The organism is Luteimonas salinisoli, from assembly GCF_013425525.1.
In the GTDB taxonomy this organism is placed as follows: domain Bacteria; phylum Pseudomonadota; class Gammaproteobacteria; order Xanthomonadales; family Xanthomonadaceae; genus Luteimonas; species Luteimonas salinisoli.
The window spans coordinates 42,773-58,940 of sequence record NZ_JACCKA010000027.1; the positions used below are offsets into that span (position 1 = coordinate 42,773).

Consider the following 16,168-nt stretch of genomic DNA (forward strand, 5'->3'; position numbering starts at 1 on the left):
GCCCGCTGCCTTATGCTCCGAACGGTCACCGCCGCGACGGAGACCGATGCGATGAAAGCACCCGCCCTGAGCCCGGTTTCGGCTGCCGCCTGGGGCGGCCTGATCGCCGGCATCCTCGACATCGGCGCGGTCTGCGCCTACTGGTGGTTCGAAGCCGGGGTGCCGCCGGGCGCCATCTTCCAGTCCATCGCCAGCGCGCTGATGGGCGCCGCCGCCTTCGGCGGCGGGAGCCCCGCGGTACTGCTGGGGGTGGTGCTGCATTTCGCGGTCAGCTTCGCCTTTGCCGGCGCCTACGCGTTCGCCGGGCTGCGCGTTCGCGCACTGGTCGTGCGCCCGGTGCTGTACGGCATCGCCTACGGCCTGCTGGCCCACCTGATCATGAGCCGGATCGTGGTGCCGCTGTCGCGGGCGGAGTTCGGCGGCGGAACGCCGACGCCCAAGGAGTTCGCGGCCAGCATGTTCATCCACCTGTTCCTGTTCGGGTTGCCGATCGCGCTGGTGGCGAGCCGGATGCGCCGTCGGCCATGATGGATCCGCCCGAGCACGCGTTCCCGCGGTTGCTGAGATGGTGCCGGAGACGATTTTCGACGAGCAGCGGCCACACGGGTTGCCGCTCCTGGATCAGGCACGCTCGTTCGCGGTCCAACGAAGATGCCACCCACGCCGGAACCCGCAAGCGCCACCCGGGTCAGCCCCCGACGAGCCGACGCACCGCGCGGTATTCCCGCAGCCAGCGCTGGCGCAGCCTGCGGTTCAGCCACGCGGTCGCCGCCAGGGAGGCGACGGCGGCGACCAGCAGGGCCAGCCCGGCGTCGCGCCACGGCTGACCCGCCAGCAGCCACGCGCCCACGTTGGCCACGACCGCGTAGCCCAGCAGCAACCACGCCGCGGTCCGTGCGAGCCACAGGTCGCGCAGGCCGGTGCGCAGCTGGGCGAGCCTGAGCCGGGCGTAGCTGCTGGCGCTCGCGGTCGCGTCCGGCGCATGCCGCCGCGGCGCGCGCAGCACGATGGCCCACGCCACCGGCAGGAACGCCAGGAAGAACGGCATCAGCAGCCAGTGCGCAGGTTCGATGCGGCCGCTCAGCAGTGCCCGGCCGAATACCACCAGGGCCACCACGGTCAGCGCCACTTCCACCGCGCGCAGCAGGCGCAGCCGCAGCTGGCGCCGGCGTACCCGACGCGTCAGGTCCTGCTGCGCGGCCGAGTGGGTCTGGCCCTGCCAGGCATCCTTCAACAGGTCGTCGAAATTCATGGCGTGCTCTCCTCCTTCGACAGCGCCTTCAGGCGCGCGCGGGCGCGATGCAGGCGTACCCCGACGTTTTCCGGGCTGATTCCCAGCATCTGTGCGATCTCCTGGTAGTCGAAACCTTCCAGCTGCAGCATCAGCACCTGACGCAGGTTGAGCGGCAGCGTGGCCAGCGCCTCGAACAGCCACTGGGTGCGGGCGCAGGCGTTGGCCGTGGCCGGATCGGCCACGTCGTGCAGCGCCTCGTCGAACGGCACCGGCGAGGGCTGCCGCGTTTCCGTGCGCACGTGGCTGGCGCCCAGGTTGTGGGCGATGCGCAGCACGAACGGCAACAGCATGTCCGCCTCGCGCAGCCGCGGCAGGCTCTCCCAGACCGCGAGCAGCACCTCCTGCAGCAGCTCCTCGCGCACGGCGGGGTTCAGCTCGTAGCCGCACACCGCGCGCCACAGCTGCGGGTGGAAGGCTTGGACCTGGGGCCAGAGTGGATGCATGCGGTTCGTGGGCAGTGGGTCGGCGGTCGCCGAATAGACGGTCGACAACCTTCAGTCGTTGCCGGGGACGCGTTTCTTACACCTTCGGGATTTTTATTTTCTGCGTAAGAAATCCGCCGCCCCGGGTGACTTAGGAGGCAAACCACTCCAAGGACACACCGACGATGCGACGTTCCCCTCTGGCAAGGCTGCTGCTCCCGACTGCCCTGGCCTGCGCGCTGACCCCCGCGCTGGCGACCGCCCAGCCCGCCGACGGCGCACTGGCCCTCGACAATGTGCACATCGTCGAGGCCGAACACAACCGCGTCAGCGCCCGCAGCTGCGTACGCGTGCAGGACGCCCGTATCGCCACCATCGCCGCGGCGGGTGCGCCCGCCTGCCTGGAGGGGGCCCGAGCCGTCGACCTGCAGGGCCGCTACCTGGTGCCGGGCCTGATCGACATGCACGCCCACCTCACCCTGGGCCCGCTGGAGATCAAGCGCGAGCGCGGCCGCGCGGTGATGCAGGCCCTGCCCGACGACGACATCGCCGAACACAACGCCAGGCGCCTGGTGGCGTTCGGCGTCACCACCGTGCGCAACCCGGGCGGCGACCTGCCGGCGGCCGCCCGCTACAAGGCACGCCTGGCCGCCAGCGAGCTGGTCGGCCCCGAGGCCTTCAACGCCGGTCCGGTCATCAACAACGCCGACCTGCCGGGCCTGTCCATCGCGGCGCACAGCGCCGAGGACATGGACCAGGTGGTCCGCGCACAGGTCGAGGCCGGCGCCGACTGGATCAAGCTCTACACCGGCCTCTCCCCCGAGCTGCTGCAGGCCGGCATCGACGCCGCGCACCGCCACGGCCGCCCCGCCGTCGCGCACCTGGAGAGCATCGCCTGGCCCGACGCGCTGGCGATGGGGCTGGACGGCATCGTCCACCTGATGCCGCTCAGCCCGGACCTGCTGACGCCGGAACAGCGCGCGGCCTGGCAGGCCACCGCGCGCGGCGGCACGTACTCGTTCTTCGAGTGGTGGGAGCACTTCGATCCCGAAGGCCCGCAGGCCGAACGGCTGGTGGCGGCCTACCGCGAGCACCGCCCGGTGTTCGACGCCACCCTGGTCGCCTTCCATGCCGCGTTCGTGCAGGACCAGGACAACCCGTACAAGGACGACGCCCGCCGCCATGCCCACCCGCGGCTGCTGGACCACTGGAACGAATGGTTCACCTTCGCCATCGGCTGGGAACCGGAGGACTTCGAGCGCGCCCGCGCGGTGTGGCCGAAGGTGCAGCGCATGGCCGCGCGGCTCTACGCCACCGATGCCCGTATGACCCTGGGCACCGACATGAGCAACCCCTGGATCGCCCCCGGCATCAGCCTGCATCGCGAACTGCAGCTGCTGGCCGAGGCCGGCGTGCCCAACGCGGCCCTGCTGCTGGCCGCCACCCGCAATGCTGCCGAGGCGCTGGGCGCCGGCCAGCGTCTGGGGCGAGTCGCGCCCGGTTTCGAGGCCGACCTGCTGGTGCTCGACGCCGACCCGCTGCAGGACATCCGCCACACCCGCGACATCCACGCCGTCGTGCTCGACGGCGAAATCCTCACCACCACTGCACTCAACCAGCTCAAGGGAGAATGACCATGAAGCGCAAGATCCACCACCTCGCTACCCGCGCGCTGCTCGCCGCAGGCCTGGCCCTGGGCCTGGCCGGCACCGCCCACGCCGGCCCCGAGGACTGGGAGACCCCCGAGGCGATCGTGCATGCCCTGTACGACACCATCTCCGGCGACGCCGGCGCCAAACGCGACTGGGATCGCTACCGCGCCCTGTTCCTCGATGGCGCGCGCATGTCGGTGGCGATGGATTCCAGGATCGGCAGCGGCATCATGGGCATGGACAGCGAGGAGCTGATCGCCCACACCGAGAGCGCCTATGCCGCCACCGGCTTCCACGAGCTTCCGCTGGTGACCAGGGTCGAACAGCACGGCCTGCTCGCTTCGGTGATGAGCAGCTTCGAGATCCGCCTGCGCCGCGGCGACACCGAGCCGCTGATGCGCGGCCTGAACCACTTCCAGCTGCTCAACGACGGCGAGCGCTGGTGGATCGTCTCCAACGTGGGCACGGTGGAGACGCCCGCCTCGCCGCTGCCCGCCGCCCTGCTGCCGGTGACCCAGGGAGGTGCGAAATGAGCGCCCCGGCGACCGTCGAGACGACCCAGTCGCAGTCGAGCCACCGCCGCAAATGGAGGTGGATCGCCCTTGCCGGCGCCGCGTGCCTGCTCTCGTGGGTGGCGCTGGCGGTGGGCATCGCGCTCGGCGTTGGCACCGCGGCGATGTTCGTCCTGGCCACCTTGGCCGCCGTGACCACCGAAGGCACGGTCTGGCTGGCGGCCTTGCTGCTCGGGGTTAGCGTGTACCAGGCGCGCCGGCGGCTGTGGGAGACGCTGCGCTCCCGCCTGCGTTGAGGCGAATCGAGCACCTCCGCCGCGTTGCCGATGTCCCCGGCCTCACCGGCCGGGGATGCGGTTTTCAGCGGTCTCTCGAAACCTTGTGGAGTCGGCCTTCCGTCTACCTCATGGATACGATTGGCGGTTCGGCGAAATGCTCGACGAGGTTGGCCAGGCAGACGTTCATGTAGCCCTTCCATTGGCTCTTCACGAACAGGGTCAGCGGTAGCCTGGCGAAGCGGTTCTTCGCCTGGAAGGTATAGGTCCACTTGACCTTCGTCCCACCGTCGGCCGGTTCGAACCAGAACTGCCCGCGCGCTTCGCTCATCAGATGCTTCAGCGCGAAGCTCGGCTCGCTTACCCGATAAGCGAAGTAGGCAGGCCGATCGTAGTGCGTCAGTCCCTCGTTCACGGTGCTGCCATCGGCCAGGTGAACGACACGGTGGGAACCGGGGCGATCCCACGGTCCCGAGACCGCGGAGGTGGACGCGACGCCAGGGACCATGCCGTAGCCGGTCAGGATCCTGGGCAGCACGTCTTCGGCTGCGACGAAGTCGAAGACATCGTGGATGTCGCGTGGGATGAAGACTTCTCGCGTCACCGCGACGTTCAGCCGGTCCGCCCGGTGCAGATCGAGAGCGTTCATGGGCAATTCTCCAGAAGGATGTGCTCGCCGGCAGCCCCTCCTCGCGGAAGCGCACTGTCGGAATTGATGGACCGCCTCGCCCGAGGCGCAGGACGAAACCCTGAGCGGGTTTGCGGCGCCCTGCGCCATCAGACCGGCCGCGCGCTACGCGAGGAACGGGTTGAGCGCCGCCAGCGTCTCGTCGAAGCGGCCCTCGGCCTCGGCATTGCGCATGAAGTCGACGCCCTCCACCAGGATCTCGCGCGGCGTGGGCGTCTGCTGGAAGCGCGCGATGACCTGGTCGGCGAACGTCTCGAGCGGCATGAAGCGCTCGTTGGTCTTCTGGCCGGGGGTCAGGTCCGTCTGCACGGCTGGCGGCACCAGCTCGATCACCTCGACCCTGCCCTTCAGGGCCGCACGGAGCGACTCGGTGTAGCTGTGGATGGCGGCCTTGGTCGCCGAATAGGTCGGGGCGATCACCAGCGGCACGAAGGCCAGACCCGAGCTGACATTGACGATGACCGCATCGGGCGTGCGGGCCAGATGCCCGATCAGCGCGTTGGTCACTCGGATGGGGCCGAGCAGGTTGGTGGTGATGGAGGCCTCCGCGTCGCTCAGGTCACGGAACCTGTCGGGCGGCCCTTCAATGCGCATGATGCCGGCGCTGTTGAACAGCACGTTGACCGATGGATGCTCGGCGACGAGCTTCTCGGCGAACGCTGCGACGCTGGCGGCGTCGTCCATGTCGAACGTCAGTGCATGGATGTTCGGCCGGTCGCCGATCGCCTCGACCAGGGGCTGCATTCGCCGGCCGGCGATGATCACGGTGTTGCCCAGATCGTGGAAGCGATGCGCGAGCGCCCTGCCGATCCCGGTGCCGCCGCCGGTGATGAGGATGGTGTTGCCTGTGGTCTTCATGTGGGAGGTTCCTTCAGGTGGGCGACTGAGCGAGCCAGGCTCGCGTCAGCCGCTATCGATGAGATGTCCGGCGAAGACCGTGCTTTGCCGGAACTTTGGGGAGTGGCTCGTCGCGGATGGCGCTGCGGCTGGGACGCCGCCGTATGCGGTCGACGGATCAGCCGCCAGCGAGAACGGGATAGTCGGTGTAGCCTTCGGCGCCGCCACCGGCGTAGAACAGGGGAACCCGCGGCGGGTTCAACGGCGCGCTCGCCTTGAGGCGTGCCACCAGGTCCGGGTTGGCGAGCGCCATGGTGCCCAGGGCTTCTATGTCGGCGGCGCCTGTTTCGACATCAGCCCCGACCTGCTCGCGCGTGCGGCCCGGGCGGTTGACGATCAGCACGCCGCCGAAGGCGCGGCGGATGTCCGCCAGGAGCGCTTCGTTACCGATATGCAGGACGTGCAGATAGGCGATGCCGATCTTGTCGAACTCCGCAGCGAGGTGGCGGTAGAGATCGTCGTTCTCGTTGCCTTCGACGATGCCGCCCGTCGCGAGCCCGGGAGACAGGCGGATCGCGGTCTTCCCGGCACCGATCGCAGCGGCGACCGCCTGTACGACCTCGAGTGCGAACCGCGCCCGGTTCTCGAGCGAACCGCCGTACTCGTCGCTGCGCGCGTTGGCGTTCGGCGCGAGGAACTGGTGCACCAGATAGCCGTTGGCGCCGTGGATCTCCACGCCGTCCGCACCCGCTTCGATCGCACGCGCGGCGCCGTGGGCGAAGTCGGCAATGGTCTGCCGGACTTCGGCGGTCGTCAGCGCGCGGGGTTCGGGCACCGGCAGCATGCCCTGGGGCGTGAACATGTTCTCGCCGGGGGCGATCGCCGACGGCGCGACCGGCTGGCGATGATGCGCCGTGTTGTCCGGATGGGACCTGCGGCCGACGTGCATGAGCTGGATGAAGAGTCGGCCGCCGGCCTCGTGGACCGCGTCGGCCACCTTGCTCCATCCGGCCACGTGTTCGTCGGTGTAGATGCCTGGCGTGTTGAGATAGCCCTGCCCGTCTTCGGACGGCTGGGTGCCTTCGGTGACCAGCAGGCCCATGGTCGCGCGCTGTGCGTAGTACTCGGCCGCCAGCTCGCCGGGCGTGCCGTCGGGCTTGGCCCGGCTGCGGGTCATCGGCGCCATGGCGAGGCGGTGCGGCAGTCGCAGGTTGCCGACCTCGATCGGGGACCAAACGTCGGTCATGTCGTTTCTCCTTGTAGTTGGACGATGAGAGGGGGGAGGATCACAGCCTGCCCGCGGCAAGCAGCTCGCGGGTGCGTGCCAGCGTCGACAGCAGCGCGGACTTGTAGCCCCTGTCCTCGCTGTCGAACTGCTGCTGTTCGGCCCGTTCCTCGGGGCCGCCCGGCACCTTGCCGCGCAGTCCGAGGTAGCAGTAGAAGCGCAGGTGGAGCTCGCCGTGCCGGTCCTCGAAGAGTTCGTTGACGATGGCGCCCTCGCGCGGCCCGGTGGCCTGGAAGAAGGTGACCTTGCTCTGCGGCTCGAGGGTGATGATCTCGCGCAGATCGGCGCCGGCGATCGTGGCTTCGCGCACGAAGTGGGTGGCGCTCTCCTCCACCACGTCGCAGCGGGTGCAGAGGCCGGGCGGGAGGAACAGGCGCGCATCGCGCGCCTTCAGCTCGAGGCCCTTCCAGACCTGCTCGCGGGTGAGCGGGGTTGCGCCGTCCGGGTTCACCGGAACGGTGGCGGTCGAATAGATCATGTCGAACTCCTTGTCTGCAGAAGACGCCGCGCGACGCTCAGGCCGCCGCGGCGAGCTCGGAAGCGAAGGCGCGGTAGCTGCGCAGCGGACGGCCCAGCAGCGTGGTGAGCCGCTCGACGTCGCCCGCCTCGGGGCGCATGCCATCGGTGAGGAACCGCTCGCTCATCAGGCGCATGTCGTAGGCCATCCAGGCCGGCATGAACTGGCGGAGGTTCTGCTCGAAGGCCGCCGGATCGTCGCCGCCGTAGGCGATGGGCCGGCCGAGCACGTCGGACCAGATCGCCGTGACGTCGGCACTGGTCAGGGTGTCGGGGCCCACGACATTGATGACTTCGGTCGGCAGCGGCGTCGGTGAGGCCTCGCGGCGGAGCAGCTCGAGCGCGGCGATCTCGCCGATGTCGCTCGCGGCCACCATCGCCAGGCCCTTGCTGCCAATGGGCATGGGATACACCCCGTGCTGGAACACCACGTCCTTGACCGTCAGGTCGTTGTCGATGAAGTAGGCCGGGCGCAGGATGGTCGCGTTGAAGCCCATCTGCTCGATCATCCGCTCGACGCCGAACTTGCCCGCGAAGTGCGGCACGTTCAGGTAGACGTCGCTGTGGATCACCGACAGGTAGACGATGCGCTCGACGCCCGCCTCGCGCGCCAGGTTCAGGGCGATCAGCGCCTGGGTGAATTCGTCCGGCACCACGGCGTTGAGGAGGAACAGCGTGGACACGCCGTCGAAGGCCTTGCGCATGGCGTCGACGTCGAGGAAGTCGCCCTGGACCACGGACACGCCTGCGGGGAAGTCGGCCTTGGCCGGGTCGCGGACGAGGGCGCGCACATCGGCGCCGCGCTGGGTCAACTGCTCTACGACGTGGCGGCCGATGGTGCCGGTGGCGCCGGTTACGAGGATGGTCATGGGACTGCTCCGGGTGGGTTGGGAGGCCACATGGTTGTTGATCCACAGACGGGCCGATAGCCCATATACTTGGACCACATGTCTCACTGGTGGAACACATGGACCTGCTGGCTCTGGCCGACTTCAACCTGGTGGCGCGGCATGGGGGGTTCGGCCGGGCCGCGCGGGCGGCGGAACGCCCCAAGGCCACCCTGTCGCGGCGGGTGGCGGACCTGGAGGCGGGCCTGGGGGTGCGCCTGTTCGAGCGGGGCTCCCACGCCCTCAAGCTGACCCAGGAGGGGCGCGCCCTGTTCGAGCGGACCGAATCCCTGCTCACCGAACTGGGCGAGGCGACCAGCGCGATCGCCTCGGGCGGCCAGACCCCACGCGGCAAGCTGCGCATCAGCGCGCCGCTGCTGTTCTCCCAGATCGCGCTGGGCAAACTGTCGGCCCAGTTCGCGCTGCGTTACCCGGAGGTGCGCCTGGAGATCACCACCGAGGACCGGGCGGTCGACATGGTGGAAGAGGGCTACGACCTGGTGATCCGGGTCAATCCCGATCCCAACGAACACTTGATCGGGCGCATCCTGCTCCACGACCGCCTGGTGGCGGTGGCCAGCCCTGCGTTGCAACGGCCGGTGGAAGATGCACCGGTCCCCGCGGTCGTGCGCGCGTCGAGCACTCAGTTGGCCTGGGCATTGGCGACCCAGGAAGGCGACGTGCGGGTCCAGATCGATCCGATCCTGCGCCTGGCATCGATGATCATGATTCGCGATGCGGTGCGTACCGGAATCGGGGCTGCCGTACTTCCGCTATCGCTCGTGGCCGGCGACCTGCGCTCAGGCGTGCTCACGCAATGGGGCGATGTGAAAGGGCGCCCGATCGAGATCTGGGCGCTCTACCCGTCCCGGCGCCTGCTGAGTATCCGGGTGTCGGCTTTCCTGGAGTTCCTGAAGGAAGCCTTCCCGCTCGGCGTGCCCGAAGAGCTCTCCGCCTACATCGAAGGCTAGTTGGCGGGCACGTTCAAGGTAGGCAACTCGGCGTTTGCTTCCGGCCGGTAGCGGTCGCTCAGCAACTTCTCGGGTCCAGCTCGCTCTCTCGAGCAACGCCTCTCAATAGCAGAACGAGGCCCGCCAGGCGCGTAGGCAGCCGGTTGCGATCGCTTCCACGAATGTCGTCGATGACCCCTTGCAGCTCCGCACTGGCGCGGCACAAGCCAGCCTGTCGCAGGGCGTCGACTTGCGCCAAGCCACGCGTCATCGCGCCAGCCCCCTGATGCCTCAATCCTTGTCGAAGCCAAGACACCAGCAAGTCGAGGGTTGCTTGGACCACGGCACCCAATGGCGATGGCGAGGCATCAGCCTCGCGCGATGGCAGGGACTGCTTCGCGACCTGTTCCGCATCCAGCACCACCGCGCGCTGTTCCGTCAATATGGAAAGCGGCTGCATGCGCAACCGACCGGCTTCCACCGTCGCTATTCCAGCTACCGCCATCGGCACGCCCCACTCTTTCCCCAGGACGCGCGCGAAGGCGTCGACTGCACATGAAGCAGCCGCCCGGTGTTGGAGTGAAAGTCGAACGACGTCCTCGTCCGAGGCCGGACCCTGTGTTGCGCTCAGCACCTGCGCATGCAGGGTCTGCGTCGCAGCGTCCCAGCCCCACTCCAGCACGCGCGCGATCGGCAGGACGTGCAGATGCTCGATTGCTTGCTTCGGGCGCACGAAATCCGGATGTGCGTCCATCAGACAGGACACCAGTGCACGGCCGCTGGGTTGGCGCAACGGCGCGCCCAGCGTGTCCCACGACCGGGCGGACAGGGGCAGTACGGAGGTCTCGCTGGCCCTCGCAACGATCTCGATCACCCCGTTGGCGCGGCGTCGCGCGCCCTTTGTCACGATCTGCCCGCATGCAAGCTGGCGCACTGACTGACCGGCCACGCGACGTGCCATCTGCGCACCGGCAGATTTCCCCGGGGAGATGGCCCAGCTGCGTTCGAGCACGGTCACCGCCTGCGTGTCCGGATCGGCAAAGGCGATGCGCACGCCTTCGATCTGCTCGCCCTGCCAGCATTCGGCGCCCAGCGACACCAGCCTCAGATGGTCCAGCGCCACTTCGCCCTTGATTCCAACGCCGAGAATCTGCGTGGTCGGCAGCGTGGTGGTCGCGCCGGAGATGGCGAGCAGCTCAGCGCGCCGGGCAGCGAACAGGCGTGCGGGCAATTCGGCCAAGGCGGCGAGCAGGCGCATCGGATCGAAACCACTGGAACGCGCATGCTGTGTCGTGAGCAATTGGCGGACTTCGTCGAGCGCTTCCACCACCCAGCACCATCCAGCCGCTACACAGCGGTTCCGGAACGCTTCAAAACGGGCTTCCAGCGCCATCGGCGGCTGGCTGGATCCATCCAGCCACAACTGGAGCAGCACAGCATCGAGATCCGGAGCCGGCGATTCTGCCTGCGGGTCGAACCAGCTTCGCCGTTCCTTGTCCGCGCGGGTGGGCGCAACCAGCTCTACGACCTGGCTCTGGCCGGGCTGCAGCGCACGGGCCTGCCGGAACGCCCAGACGGCCAGCACCACGTGCTCGCAGCCGCTGCCCTTCTTGCAGTCGCAACGGGCGTGCATGAGGTTGCTGCGAGAAAAGAATCGCACGCTGCACATCGGCAGGCTCGCGGCGGGGACCGGTGCGTCGGCGTGCCACGCGGTCACGCGAACGGCGGGCTGCGCCGAAGCGAGCCGCAAGGCCATTTCCAGCGTGGCCGCGGGCAGTGCCGCGAGTTCGGCATCGTCGAAACGAGCCGGACTCCATTCGGTGGAATCCGGGGGAGGCGCTTCGGGCTGCTTGTCGACGGCATGAGCCGCGGCGGTATCGGCCGCCCATCTCTGGTAGGCCAGCACCAGCGTTACGCGATGGCGGCACAGGCCACTGGCCGGGCAGCTGCACGCAGCCTCGCGCAACGAGCGACCAGGCGGCAATGTCGCGCACTGTCCATCGCTGTAGCGCGCACGAACCGTGCCGTCGGGTTCCTCTTCGATCTGCGGCAACGCCCCTGCCGCGATGTCCCTCAACGCGCGCTTGACGAAGCCGGGATTGGCCAATGCCATCAACGCCTCGGGCGTGAGCTCGAGCAGGTCGAGACGGAGGGGCTTCATCGACACGCTCAGCCCCGCACCTTTTCCGCCAGCCATGCGGCCAGCTCGCCCGGCGTCATCGCAGCAACGTGCATCCCTTCCCGGACCAGACGCGCCGCCATGGCGCGGTCGTAGTTCGGAGACGCGTTCGAATCCAGCGCTGCGAGCCCCAAGACCTTCACGCCAGCCTGCACCAGGGACTTCACCCGCCGCACGAGCTCGTAATCGCTGCCGCCCTCGTAAAAGTCGCTGACCAGCACGATGATGCTGCGCGTCGGATTCGCGACCAGGCCTTGTGCATAGGCGACCGCGCTCGCGATATCGGTGCCGCCACCGAGCTGTACTTTCATCAGCAGCTCGACCGGGTCGGAAACATCGGCCGTCAAGTCCACCACCTGCGTATCGAACGCGACCAGGCGCGTGCGCATGCCGGGCAGGTTCCACAAGCAGGCCGCCATCACGGCCGAATGGATCACCGAATCCACCATCGAGCCGCTCTGGTCGATCAGCAGGATGATGTCCCATCGTTCGGTGTGGCGCTTGGTGCGACTGAGGAACACCGGCCGCTCGACGAACAACTTGCGGCGTTGCGGATCCCAACGGTGCAGGTTGCCACCCAGCGTGCGGCGGAAATCGAAGTTGCGCGCGATCTTCAGTAGCGAGCGGCGACGGCGGTCGCGGCTTCCCGCGAAGGCCTGCCGCACCTCCGTGGCGAGTTTCTCCATGATCCGTCGCACCACTTCGGCGACCAGGCGTCGCGCCGCGGCCAGCACCTGCGGCTTCATCAGGTGCTTGGTGTGCAACACGGCGCGCAACAGGGACTCGGACGGCTCGATGCGTTCGAGCACTTCGAGACTCGTCACGACTTCATCGATCCCGAAGCGCTCGACTGCATCGCGCTCCAGGCGCTCAATGACCTCTTGCGGGAACAAAGTGTGTACGTCGTTGATCCAATCCGGCGTGCTCAGCTGCGAGTCGCCCAGGCCCGCACTGCGCTCGCCGCGCCGCACGCGATCCGGGTCGCGGCCATACAGCCATTCCAGTGCGGCATCGGCGGCCAGGGCATCGCCCTGCAATCCCCCCAGGGCGGGATCAGCAGCCTCGCCCAGCAGGAGGCGCCAGCGCATCAACGGTGCGGGAACGGCCAGGCTCATGCACAAGTCCCGTCGACTGTCGGGCTGAGGACACCCCATGCGGCCAGTTGCTGCTGCACGCGCTGTTCGACGGCGGTGGCAGCAGCCATCGCTTCTGCCGAGGCTCCCTGCAGGCGCTGGGTCAGCACACGGCGCGGCAGGTGTTCTGCGTCGTGCAGTTGCAGGACGTGTTGCGCGAGCTGGCCGCGCTCGCGCGTCGGCAGCCAGGCGAAGGCCGCGCGCATGGCGGGCAGTGCGAGCACGAAGTCGCCTTCGTCCAGCCTCTGTACCAGACGATCCAGGCCGGCCACGAATGCTTCCTCCTGCGCGAGCACGTCACGCGCCAGCGCAACCAGGCCCGAGAGTGCATCGCCCATGCGTGCGGGTACCAGAGTCGACAGCAAATCGAGGGCGTTCGCCAGATCTCCATCGGTCGGGGAGTGCCCGGCTTCGAGGCTCAACACGGTACCGAGCGCCGCTCCGCGACTCAGCGGATCGGACTCGACGCTCGATACTTTTCGCCGCAGCACGGCGATCGCGCGCACCGGTTCGATCTCCATCGCTTGGGTGCCCGCGGCCAGTGCGTCCCGGGCGATATCGCGGATCGCAGCGACGGCGCGGATGTGCCCGGCGACATCGGCTGTGCCGATCGCTGCCGGTGGCTCGAGGAGCCACAGTGCGCGATCGAACGCCGCTTCGATCACCGCACGCAGCACCGGCGCTTCCGCGATCTCCAGCATCTGGCCGTGGCGCAGCAGCGGGTATAGCACGGACAGTGCCTCGCCAATGGCCTCGAAGCTGGGTTCGTCGGCGATCGCCGCGCGCAGGTCGGCGAGCAGGCCCGAGCTGACGCTGGACAGTGCAGCGAACGCGGCGCGGTTCAGCGTCTGCGCCAATGCGGCAACGCGTCCGCGCGCGCCTCGCAGCTGTTCTTCGAGGCGCGCCCGCGCGGCGTCGTGCAAGGTCGGCCCGTAGGCGCCGGCTTCGATCAGTGCGGCGTGTTGTTCCAGCGACGAGCGTAAGCGCCAGCTTTCGCGACGCTCGCCCGAGAGGGCCAGCGACGGGCCATGCACGCGCTCGACGCCCGGAATCGCGAGGATGGCGAGGCGATGCAATGCACGGCTGCGCGCACGATCTTCCGCCTCGAGCAGATCGAGATCCGGTTCGCCGTCCGGATCGATGCCCAGCGCCTGCAGTTCGGCCTCCACTGCCCGCACCAGCGGCGGCTGCGGCGTGCCCGCCGCCAGCGCGCCCGCCGCGGCGCCGGCCAGCACGTCCATCACCTCCACCAGGATCGGATCGGTGCCCGCACGGATCGGACCGCGGTAGCTCCATGGCAGCGGCGCGTCGAGCGCATCCTTCAGCAGCGATCCGGCGATCGCGTCGAGCCAGTCCGAACGCAACGGCGCCGCATGCCCGCGCAGCCGCGCCAGCGCCTGCGCGCGCGTATGTACGGCGATGAAGTCGGCCGTGGACGCCGGCAGGCCCTTTTCACGCAACCGGACAAGTACCTGCCGCAGGGCCAGCGCGCCGGCGTCAGCGCTGCCGCGTTCCCAGACCCACTGGTAATAGGCCGGTGAGGACATGCCCGAGGCGTAGCCGGTGAAGGCATCCAGCCGCTTGTAGCTGTAGGGAACGAGATAGGAACCAAACCTCAGCGGTGCACGGTCTGCATCGACCTGTGCGGATGGCGCCGGTGTTTCCGGCGGGTCCAGTCCGTGCACTCCATCGACGGAGGTGTTCGCCAGCGCTTCGCGCCACAGGCGCGCCAGCGCCGGCGCGTGGTAGCCGCCACAGACCACGAATACCGGGCCCTCGTCACGCGCCATGGCCCAAGCGATCCAGCGCGCCATCATCTGCTCGCGCTCGCGATTGCAGGCGCTGCCGGGGTCGTCGTTGCGCAGGTGCTCGAAATAGGTCCGCAGCCGTTCGGCCAACGCTTCGTCGGGAGCACCGTCGGCCACGTCGCCGGCTTCGAACAGGTGGTCCCACAGCGCATCGCGCCCTTCGATTCCCAGTTCGTTCGCCAACGCCCGCTCGTAGGCTTCGGCCAACGCTTCGTTGGCATCATCGGCCGCATCGGCGTAGCGGTTAGGGAGATCGGACAGGGCGTCGTGCCAGGCCGGAAGATCGATGAAGCGCACCTGCGCGCCGACTTCGCGCGCCACCAGCAACGCCTGCCACTCCGGCGAATGCTCGGCAAATGGCGACCACGAGCCGCGATGCCCGGTGCCATCGGACAGATAGCTGTAGATCGCAAGCGGCAAGCGATGGGGCAGGTACAGCTCGTCCAGGCGCGCATTGAAATCGGCGGGCCCCTCGATCAGCACGTACGCGGGCCGCAACGCGCGGATGCTCGCCGCCACCAGTCGCGCGCAGGCTGGGCTGTGGTGGCGCACCCCGAGGATGGATGGGAGGGTCGACCCGACCCACGGCACGGCCGCAGCGTTCATGGCAGGCGATTCCGCGCCTCGAAGTATGCGCGCCAATGCTCGCCGCTCTTCTTTGCCACCTTCTGTTCGAAGTAGCGACGCAGCTTGGCGCGATCATCTGCGTCGTCCTTCACGACGGTGCCGGCGATGCAGTCCACCAGGTCGGCCGGGGTGCCGTCACGTTGATCGAGGAACCAGGCCCGTACTCCGACCGCATGCGCCACGTTCACCGCCTCCGCAGTCGACATCACGGCGTTGAGGCGGTCCATCGCGGCTTCCCCCTTCGCCCCTTCATGCTTGCCGCGCAAGTCGCGAAAAGTCGATACCAGCAGTTCCAGCACCGGCGCCGGTACGGTGCGCGGGATGTTGCTGCGCACGAGCAGGCGCGACGACGCTTCCTGCACCAGTGTCAACTCGTGGTCATAGTCCAGGATCGGAAATACCGTCTCGAAGTCGAAGCGCCGCTTCAACGCCGCGCTCATCTCGTTGACGCCGCGGTCACGGGTGTTCGCGGTGGCGATGATGTTGAAGCCGTCGCGTGCATACAGCATTCCGTGCTCGCCGGAAAGCTCCGGCACGGCCATCACGCGGTCGGACAGCATGCCCAGCAGGCAATCCTGGACTTCCAGCGGCGCGCGAGTGATCTCCTCGAAGCGCACGACATGACCGTCGCGCATGCCCTGGTAGAGCGGCGCCGGCACCATCGCGCGTGGGCTCGGTCCTTCATTGATCAGCAACGCGTAGTTCCACGAATACTTGATCTGATCCTCGGTGATGGACGCGCCACCCTGGATCGTCAGCGTCGACAGTCCCGAGATGGCGGTGGCCAGCAGCTCCGACAACAGCGACTTCGCCGTGCCGGGTTCGCCTACCAGCATCAGGCCGCGGCCGGTCGCCAGCGTCACCAGCATGCGTTCGATCGATGCCACCGGAGCCACGATCTTCCGCTCGATCTTGAGCGATGGTTCGCCGAGTACGAACGCGCGCGCCGCCTTCAGGCTCAGAGCCCAGCCTGGCGGACGCGGATCGTGGTCGTGCTTTGCAAGACGCACGAGCTCATCCGCGTGAAGGATCTCCGCTGGCGGTCGTTGTAGCGCAGCTTGGGCCGGTTTTGGGGCGTTGGACATGAGTCGAGGATTCCTTGC

The 16,168-nt window shown here is 68.5% G+C and carries 16 protein-coding genes; 5 read left to right on the top strand and 11 right to left on the bottom strand.

All coding sequences use genetic code 11. The features are described 5' to 3' along the window. The first annotated feature begins 51 nt into the window (after nucleotides 1-51). Nucleotides 52-528 (top strand): hypothetical protein, encoded by a 477-nt coding sequence (locus H0E84_RS03590; protein WP_180677256.1) that lies wholly within the window; start codon nucleotides 52-54, stop codon nucleotides 526-528. 160 nt (nucleotides 529-688) lie between these two features. On the opposite strand, the gene H0E84_RS03595 is transcribed toward H0E84_RS03590, so the two are convergent. Beyond that, a complete protein-coding gene (locus tag H0E84_RS03595) occupies nucleotides 689-1,252 on the bottom strand; it encodes a hypothetical protein (protein ID WP_180677257.1) in 564 nt (187 codons plus the stop codon). Beyond that, nucleotides 1,249-1,737 (bottom strand): RNA polymerase sigma factor, encoded by a 489-nt coding sequence (locus tag H0E84_RS03600; protein WP_180677258.1) that lies wholly within the window; start codon nucleotides 1,735-1,737, stop codon nucleotides 1,249-1,251. The genes H0E84_RS03595 and H0E84_RS03600 overlap by 4 nt, the downstream gene beginning before the upstream one ends. Before the next feature lie 164 nt (nucleotides 1,738-1,901). Here H0E84_RS03600 and H0E84_RS03605 point away from each other — a divergent pair, with 164 nt between their 5' ends. The 3 genes from H0E84_RS03605 to H0E84_RS03615 are packed head-to-tail and all read left to right on the top strand — an operon-like array spanning nucleotide 1,902 to nucleotide 4,176. After that, entirely contained in the window at nucleotides 1,902-3,350 is a 1,449-nt protein-coding gene (locus H0E84_RS03605; RefSeq protein WP_180677259.1) for an amidohydrolase family protein, read from the top strand. A 2-nt stretch (nucleotides 3,351-3,352) separates the two neighbouring features. Continuing rightward, on the top strand, nucleotides 3,353-3,901 hold the full coding sequence (locus H0E84_RS03610; RefSeq protein ID WP_180677260.1) for a hypothetical protein: 549 nt from the start codon (nucleotides 3,353-3,355) through the stop codon (nucleotides 3,899-3,901). Continuing rightward, a complete protein-coding gene (locus H0E84_RS03615) occupies nucleotides 3,898-4,176 on the top strand; it encodes a hypothetical protein (RefSeq protein WP_180677261.1) in 279 nt (92 codons plus the stop codon). The genes H0E84_RS03610 and H0E84_RS03615 overlap by 4 nt, the downstream gene beginning before the upstream one ends. Before the next feature lie 103 nt (nucleotides 4,177-4,279). Here H0E84_RS03615 and H0E84_RS03620 read toward each other — a convergent pair whose 3' ends face one another. The 5 genes from H0E84_RS03620 to H0E84_RS03640 all read right to left on the bottom strand — a co-directional run bounded on the left by H0E84_RS03620 (nucleotide 4,280) and on the right by H0E84_RS03640 (nucleotide 8,350). Then, nucleotides 4,280-4,804, bottom strand: coding sequence for an SRPBCC family protein (locus H0E84_RS03620; RefSeq protein ID WP_180677262.1), 525 nt, complete (start codon nucleotides 4,802-4,804; stop codon nucleotides 4,280-4,282). 144 nt (nucleotides 4,805-4,948) lie between these two features. Next, entirely contained in the window at nucleotides 4,949-5,701 is a 753-nt protein-coding gene (locus tag H0E84_RS03625) for an SDR family oxidoreductase (RefSeq protein WP_180677263.1), read from the bottom strand. A gap of 157 nt (nucleotides 5,702-5,858) precedes the next feature. Further along, a complete protein-coding gene (locus H0E84_RS03630) occupies nucleotides 5,859-6,926 on the bottom strand; it encodes an alkene reductase (RefSeq protein ID WP_180677264.1) in 1,068 nt (355 codons plus the stop codon). A 40-nt stretch (nucleotides 6,927-6,966) separates the two neighbouring features. Beyond that, on the bottom strand, nucleotides 6,967-7,443 hold the full coding sequence (locus tag H0E84_RS03635) for an SRPBCC family protein (RefSeq protein ID WP_180677265.1): 477 nt from the start codon (nucleotides 7,441-7,443) through the stop codon (nucleotides 6,967-6,969). A 37-nt stretch (nucleotides 7,444-7,480) separates the two neighbouring features. Continuing rightward, nucleotides 7,481-8,350, bottom strand: a complete 870-nt coding sequence (locus H0E84_RS03640; RefSeq protein WP_180677266.1) for an NmrA/HSCARG family protein — start codon at nucleotides 8,348-8,350, stop codon at nucleotides 7,481-7,483. Nucleotides 8,351-8,448: 98 nt separating this feature from the next. Here H0E84_RS03640 and H0E84_RS03645 point away from each other — a divergent pair, with 98 nt between their 5' ends. Continuing rightward, entirely contained in the window at nucleotides 8,449-9,339 is an 891-nt protein-coding gene (locus tag H0E84_RS03645; protein WP_180677267.1) for a LysR family transcriptional regulator, read from the top strand. 58 nt (nucleotides 9,340-9,397) lie between these two features. Here H0E84_RS03645 and H0E84_RS03650 read toward each other — a convergent pair whose 3' ends face one another. Genes H0E84_RS03650 through H0E84_RS03665 form a run of 4 tightly spaced genes read right to left on the bottom strand, consistent with a single transcriptional unit; the run spans nucleotide 9,398 to nucleotide 16,150 of the window. Next, nucleotides 9,398-11,479, bottom strand: a complete 2,082-nt coding sequence (locus H0E84_RS03650; protein WP_180677268.1) for an SWIM zinc finger family protein — start codon at nucleotides 11,477-11,479, stop codon at nucleotides 9,398-9,400. Between the two features lie 8 nt (nucleotides 11,480-11,487). Beyond that, nucleotides 11,488-12,612, bottom strand: coding sequence for a VWA domain-containing protein (locus H0E84_RS03655; RefSeq protein WP_180677269.1), 1,125 nt, complete (start codon nucleotides 12,610-12,612; stop codon nucleotides 11,488-11,490). Continuing rightward, the gene (locus tag H0E84_RS03660) at nucleotides 12,609-15,044 is read right to left on the bottom strand and encodes a DUF5682 family protein (protein WP_180677270.1); all 2,436 of its coding nucleotides are present in this window, start codon (nucleotides 15,042-15,044) and stop codon (nucleotides 12,609-12,611) included. Before H0E84_RS03660 ends, H0E84_RS03655 begins: the two co-directional genes overlap by 4 nt. Further along, nucleotides 15,041-16,150, bottom strand: a complete 1,110-nt coding sequence (locus H0E84_RS03665; protein ID WP_180677271.1) for an ATP-binding protein — start codon at nucleotides 16,148-16,150, stop codon at nucleotides 15,041-15,043. Before H0E84_RS03665 ends, H0E84_RS03660 begins: the two co-directional genes overlap by 4 nt. Between the last annotated feature and the right edge of the window lie 18 nt (nucleotides 16,151-16,168).

Coding starts and splice junctions, on each gene's coding strand:
- H0E84_RS03645 (WP_180677267.1), top strand. CDS start 8,449: ATGGACCTGCTGGCTCTGGCCGACTTCAACCTGGTGGCGCGGCATGGG.
- H0E84_RS03640 (WP_180677266.1), bottom strand. CDS start 8,350: ATGACCATCCTCGTAACCGGCGCCACCGGCACCATCGGCCGCCACGTC.
- H0E84_RS03595 (WP_180677257.1), bottom strand. CDS start 1,252: ATGAATTTCGACGACCTGTTGAAGGATGCCTGGCAGGGCCAGACCCAC.
- H0E84_RS03630 (WP_180677264.1), bottom strand. CDS start 6,926: ATGACCGACGTTTGGTCCCCGATCGAGGTCGGCAACCTGCGACTGCCG.
- H0E84_RS03650 (WP_180677268.1), bottom strand. CDS start 11,479: ATGAAGCCCCTCCGTCTCGACCTGCTCGAGCTCACGCCCGAGGCGTTG.
- H0E84_RS03625 (WP_180677263.1), bottom strand. CDS start 5,701: ATGAAGACCACAGGCAACACCATCCTCATCACCGGCGGCGGCACCGGG.
- H0E84_RS03635 (WP_180677265.1), bottom strand. CDS start 7,443: ATGATCTATTCGACCGCCACCGTTCCGGTGAACCCGGACGGCGCAACC.
- H0E84_RS03665 (WP_180677271.1), bottom strand. CDS start 16,150: ATGTCCAACGCCCCAAAACCGGCCCAAGCTGCGCTACAACGACCGCCA.
- H0E84_RS03660 (WP_180677270.1), bottom strand. CDS start 15,044: ATGAACGCTGCGGCCGTGCCGTGGGTCGGGTCGACCCTCCCATCCATC.
- H0E84_RS03655 (WP_180677269.1), bottom strand. CDS start 12,612: ATGAGCCTGGCCGTTCCCGCACCGTTGATGCGCTGGCGCCTCCTGCTG.
- H0E84_RS03600 (WP_180677258.1), bottom strand. CDS start 1,737: ATGCATCCACTCTGGCCCCAGGTCCAAGCCTTCCACCCGCAGCTGTGG.
- H0E84_RS03620 (WP_180677262.1), bottom strand. CDS start 4,804: ATGAACGCTCTCGATCTGCACCGGGCGGACCGGCTGAACGTCGCGGTG.
- H0E84_RS03610 (WP_180677260.1), top strand. CDS start 3,353: ATGAAGCGCAAGATCCACCACCTCGCTACCCGCGCGCTGCTCGCCGCA.
- H0E84_RS03615 (WP_180677261.1), top strand. CDS start 3,898: ATGAGCGCCCCGGCGACCGTCGAGACGACCCAGTCGCAGTCGAGCCAC.
- H0E84_RS03590 (WP_180677256.1), top strand. CDS start 52: ATGAAAGCACCCGCCCTGAGCCCGGTTTCGGCTGCCGCCTGGGGCGGC.
- H0E84_RS03605 (WP_180677259.1), top strand. CDS start 1,902: ATGCGACGTTCCCCTCTGGCAAGGCTGCTGCTCCCGACTGCCCTGGCC.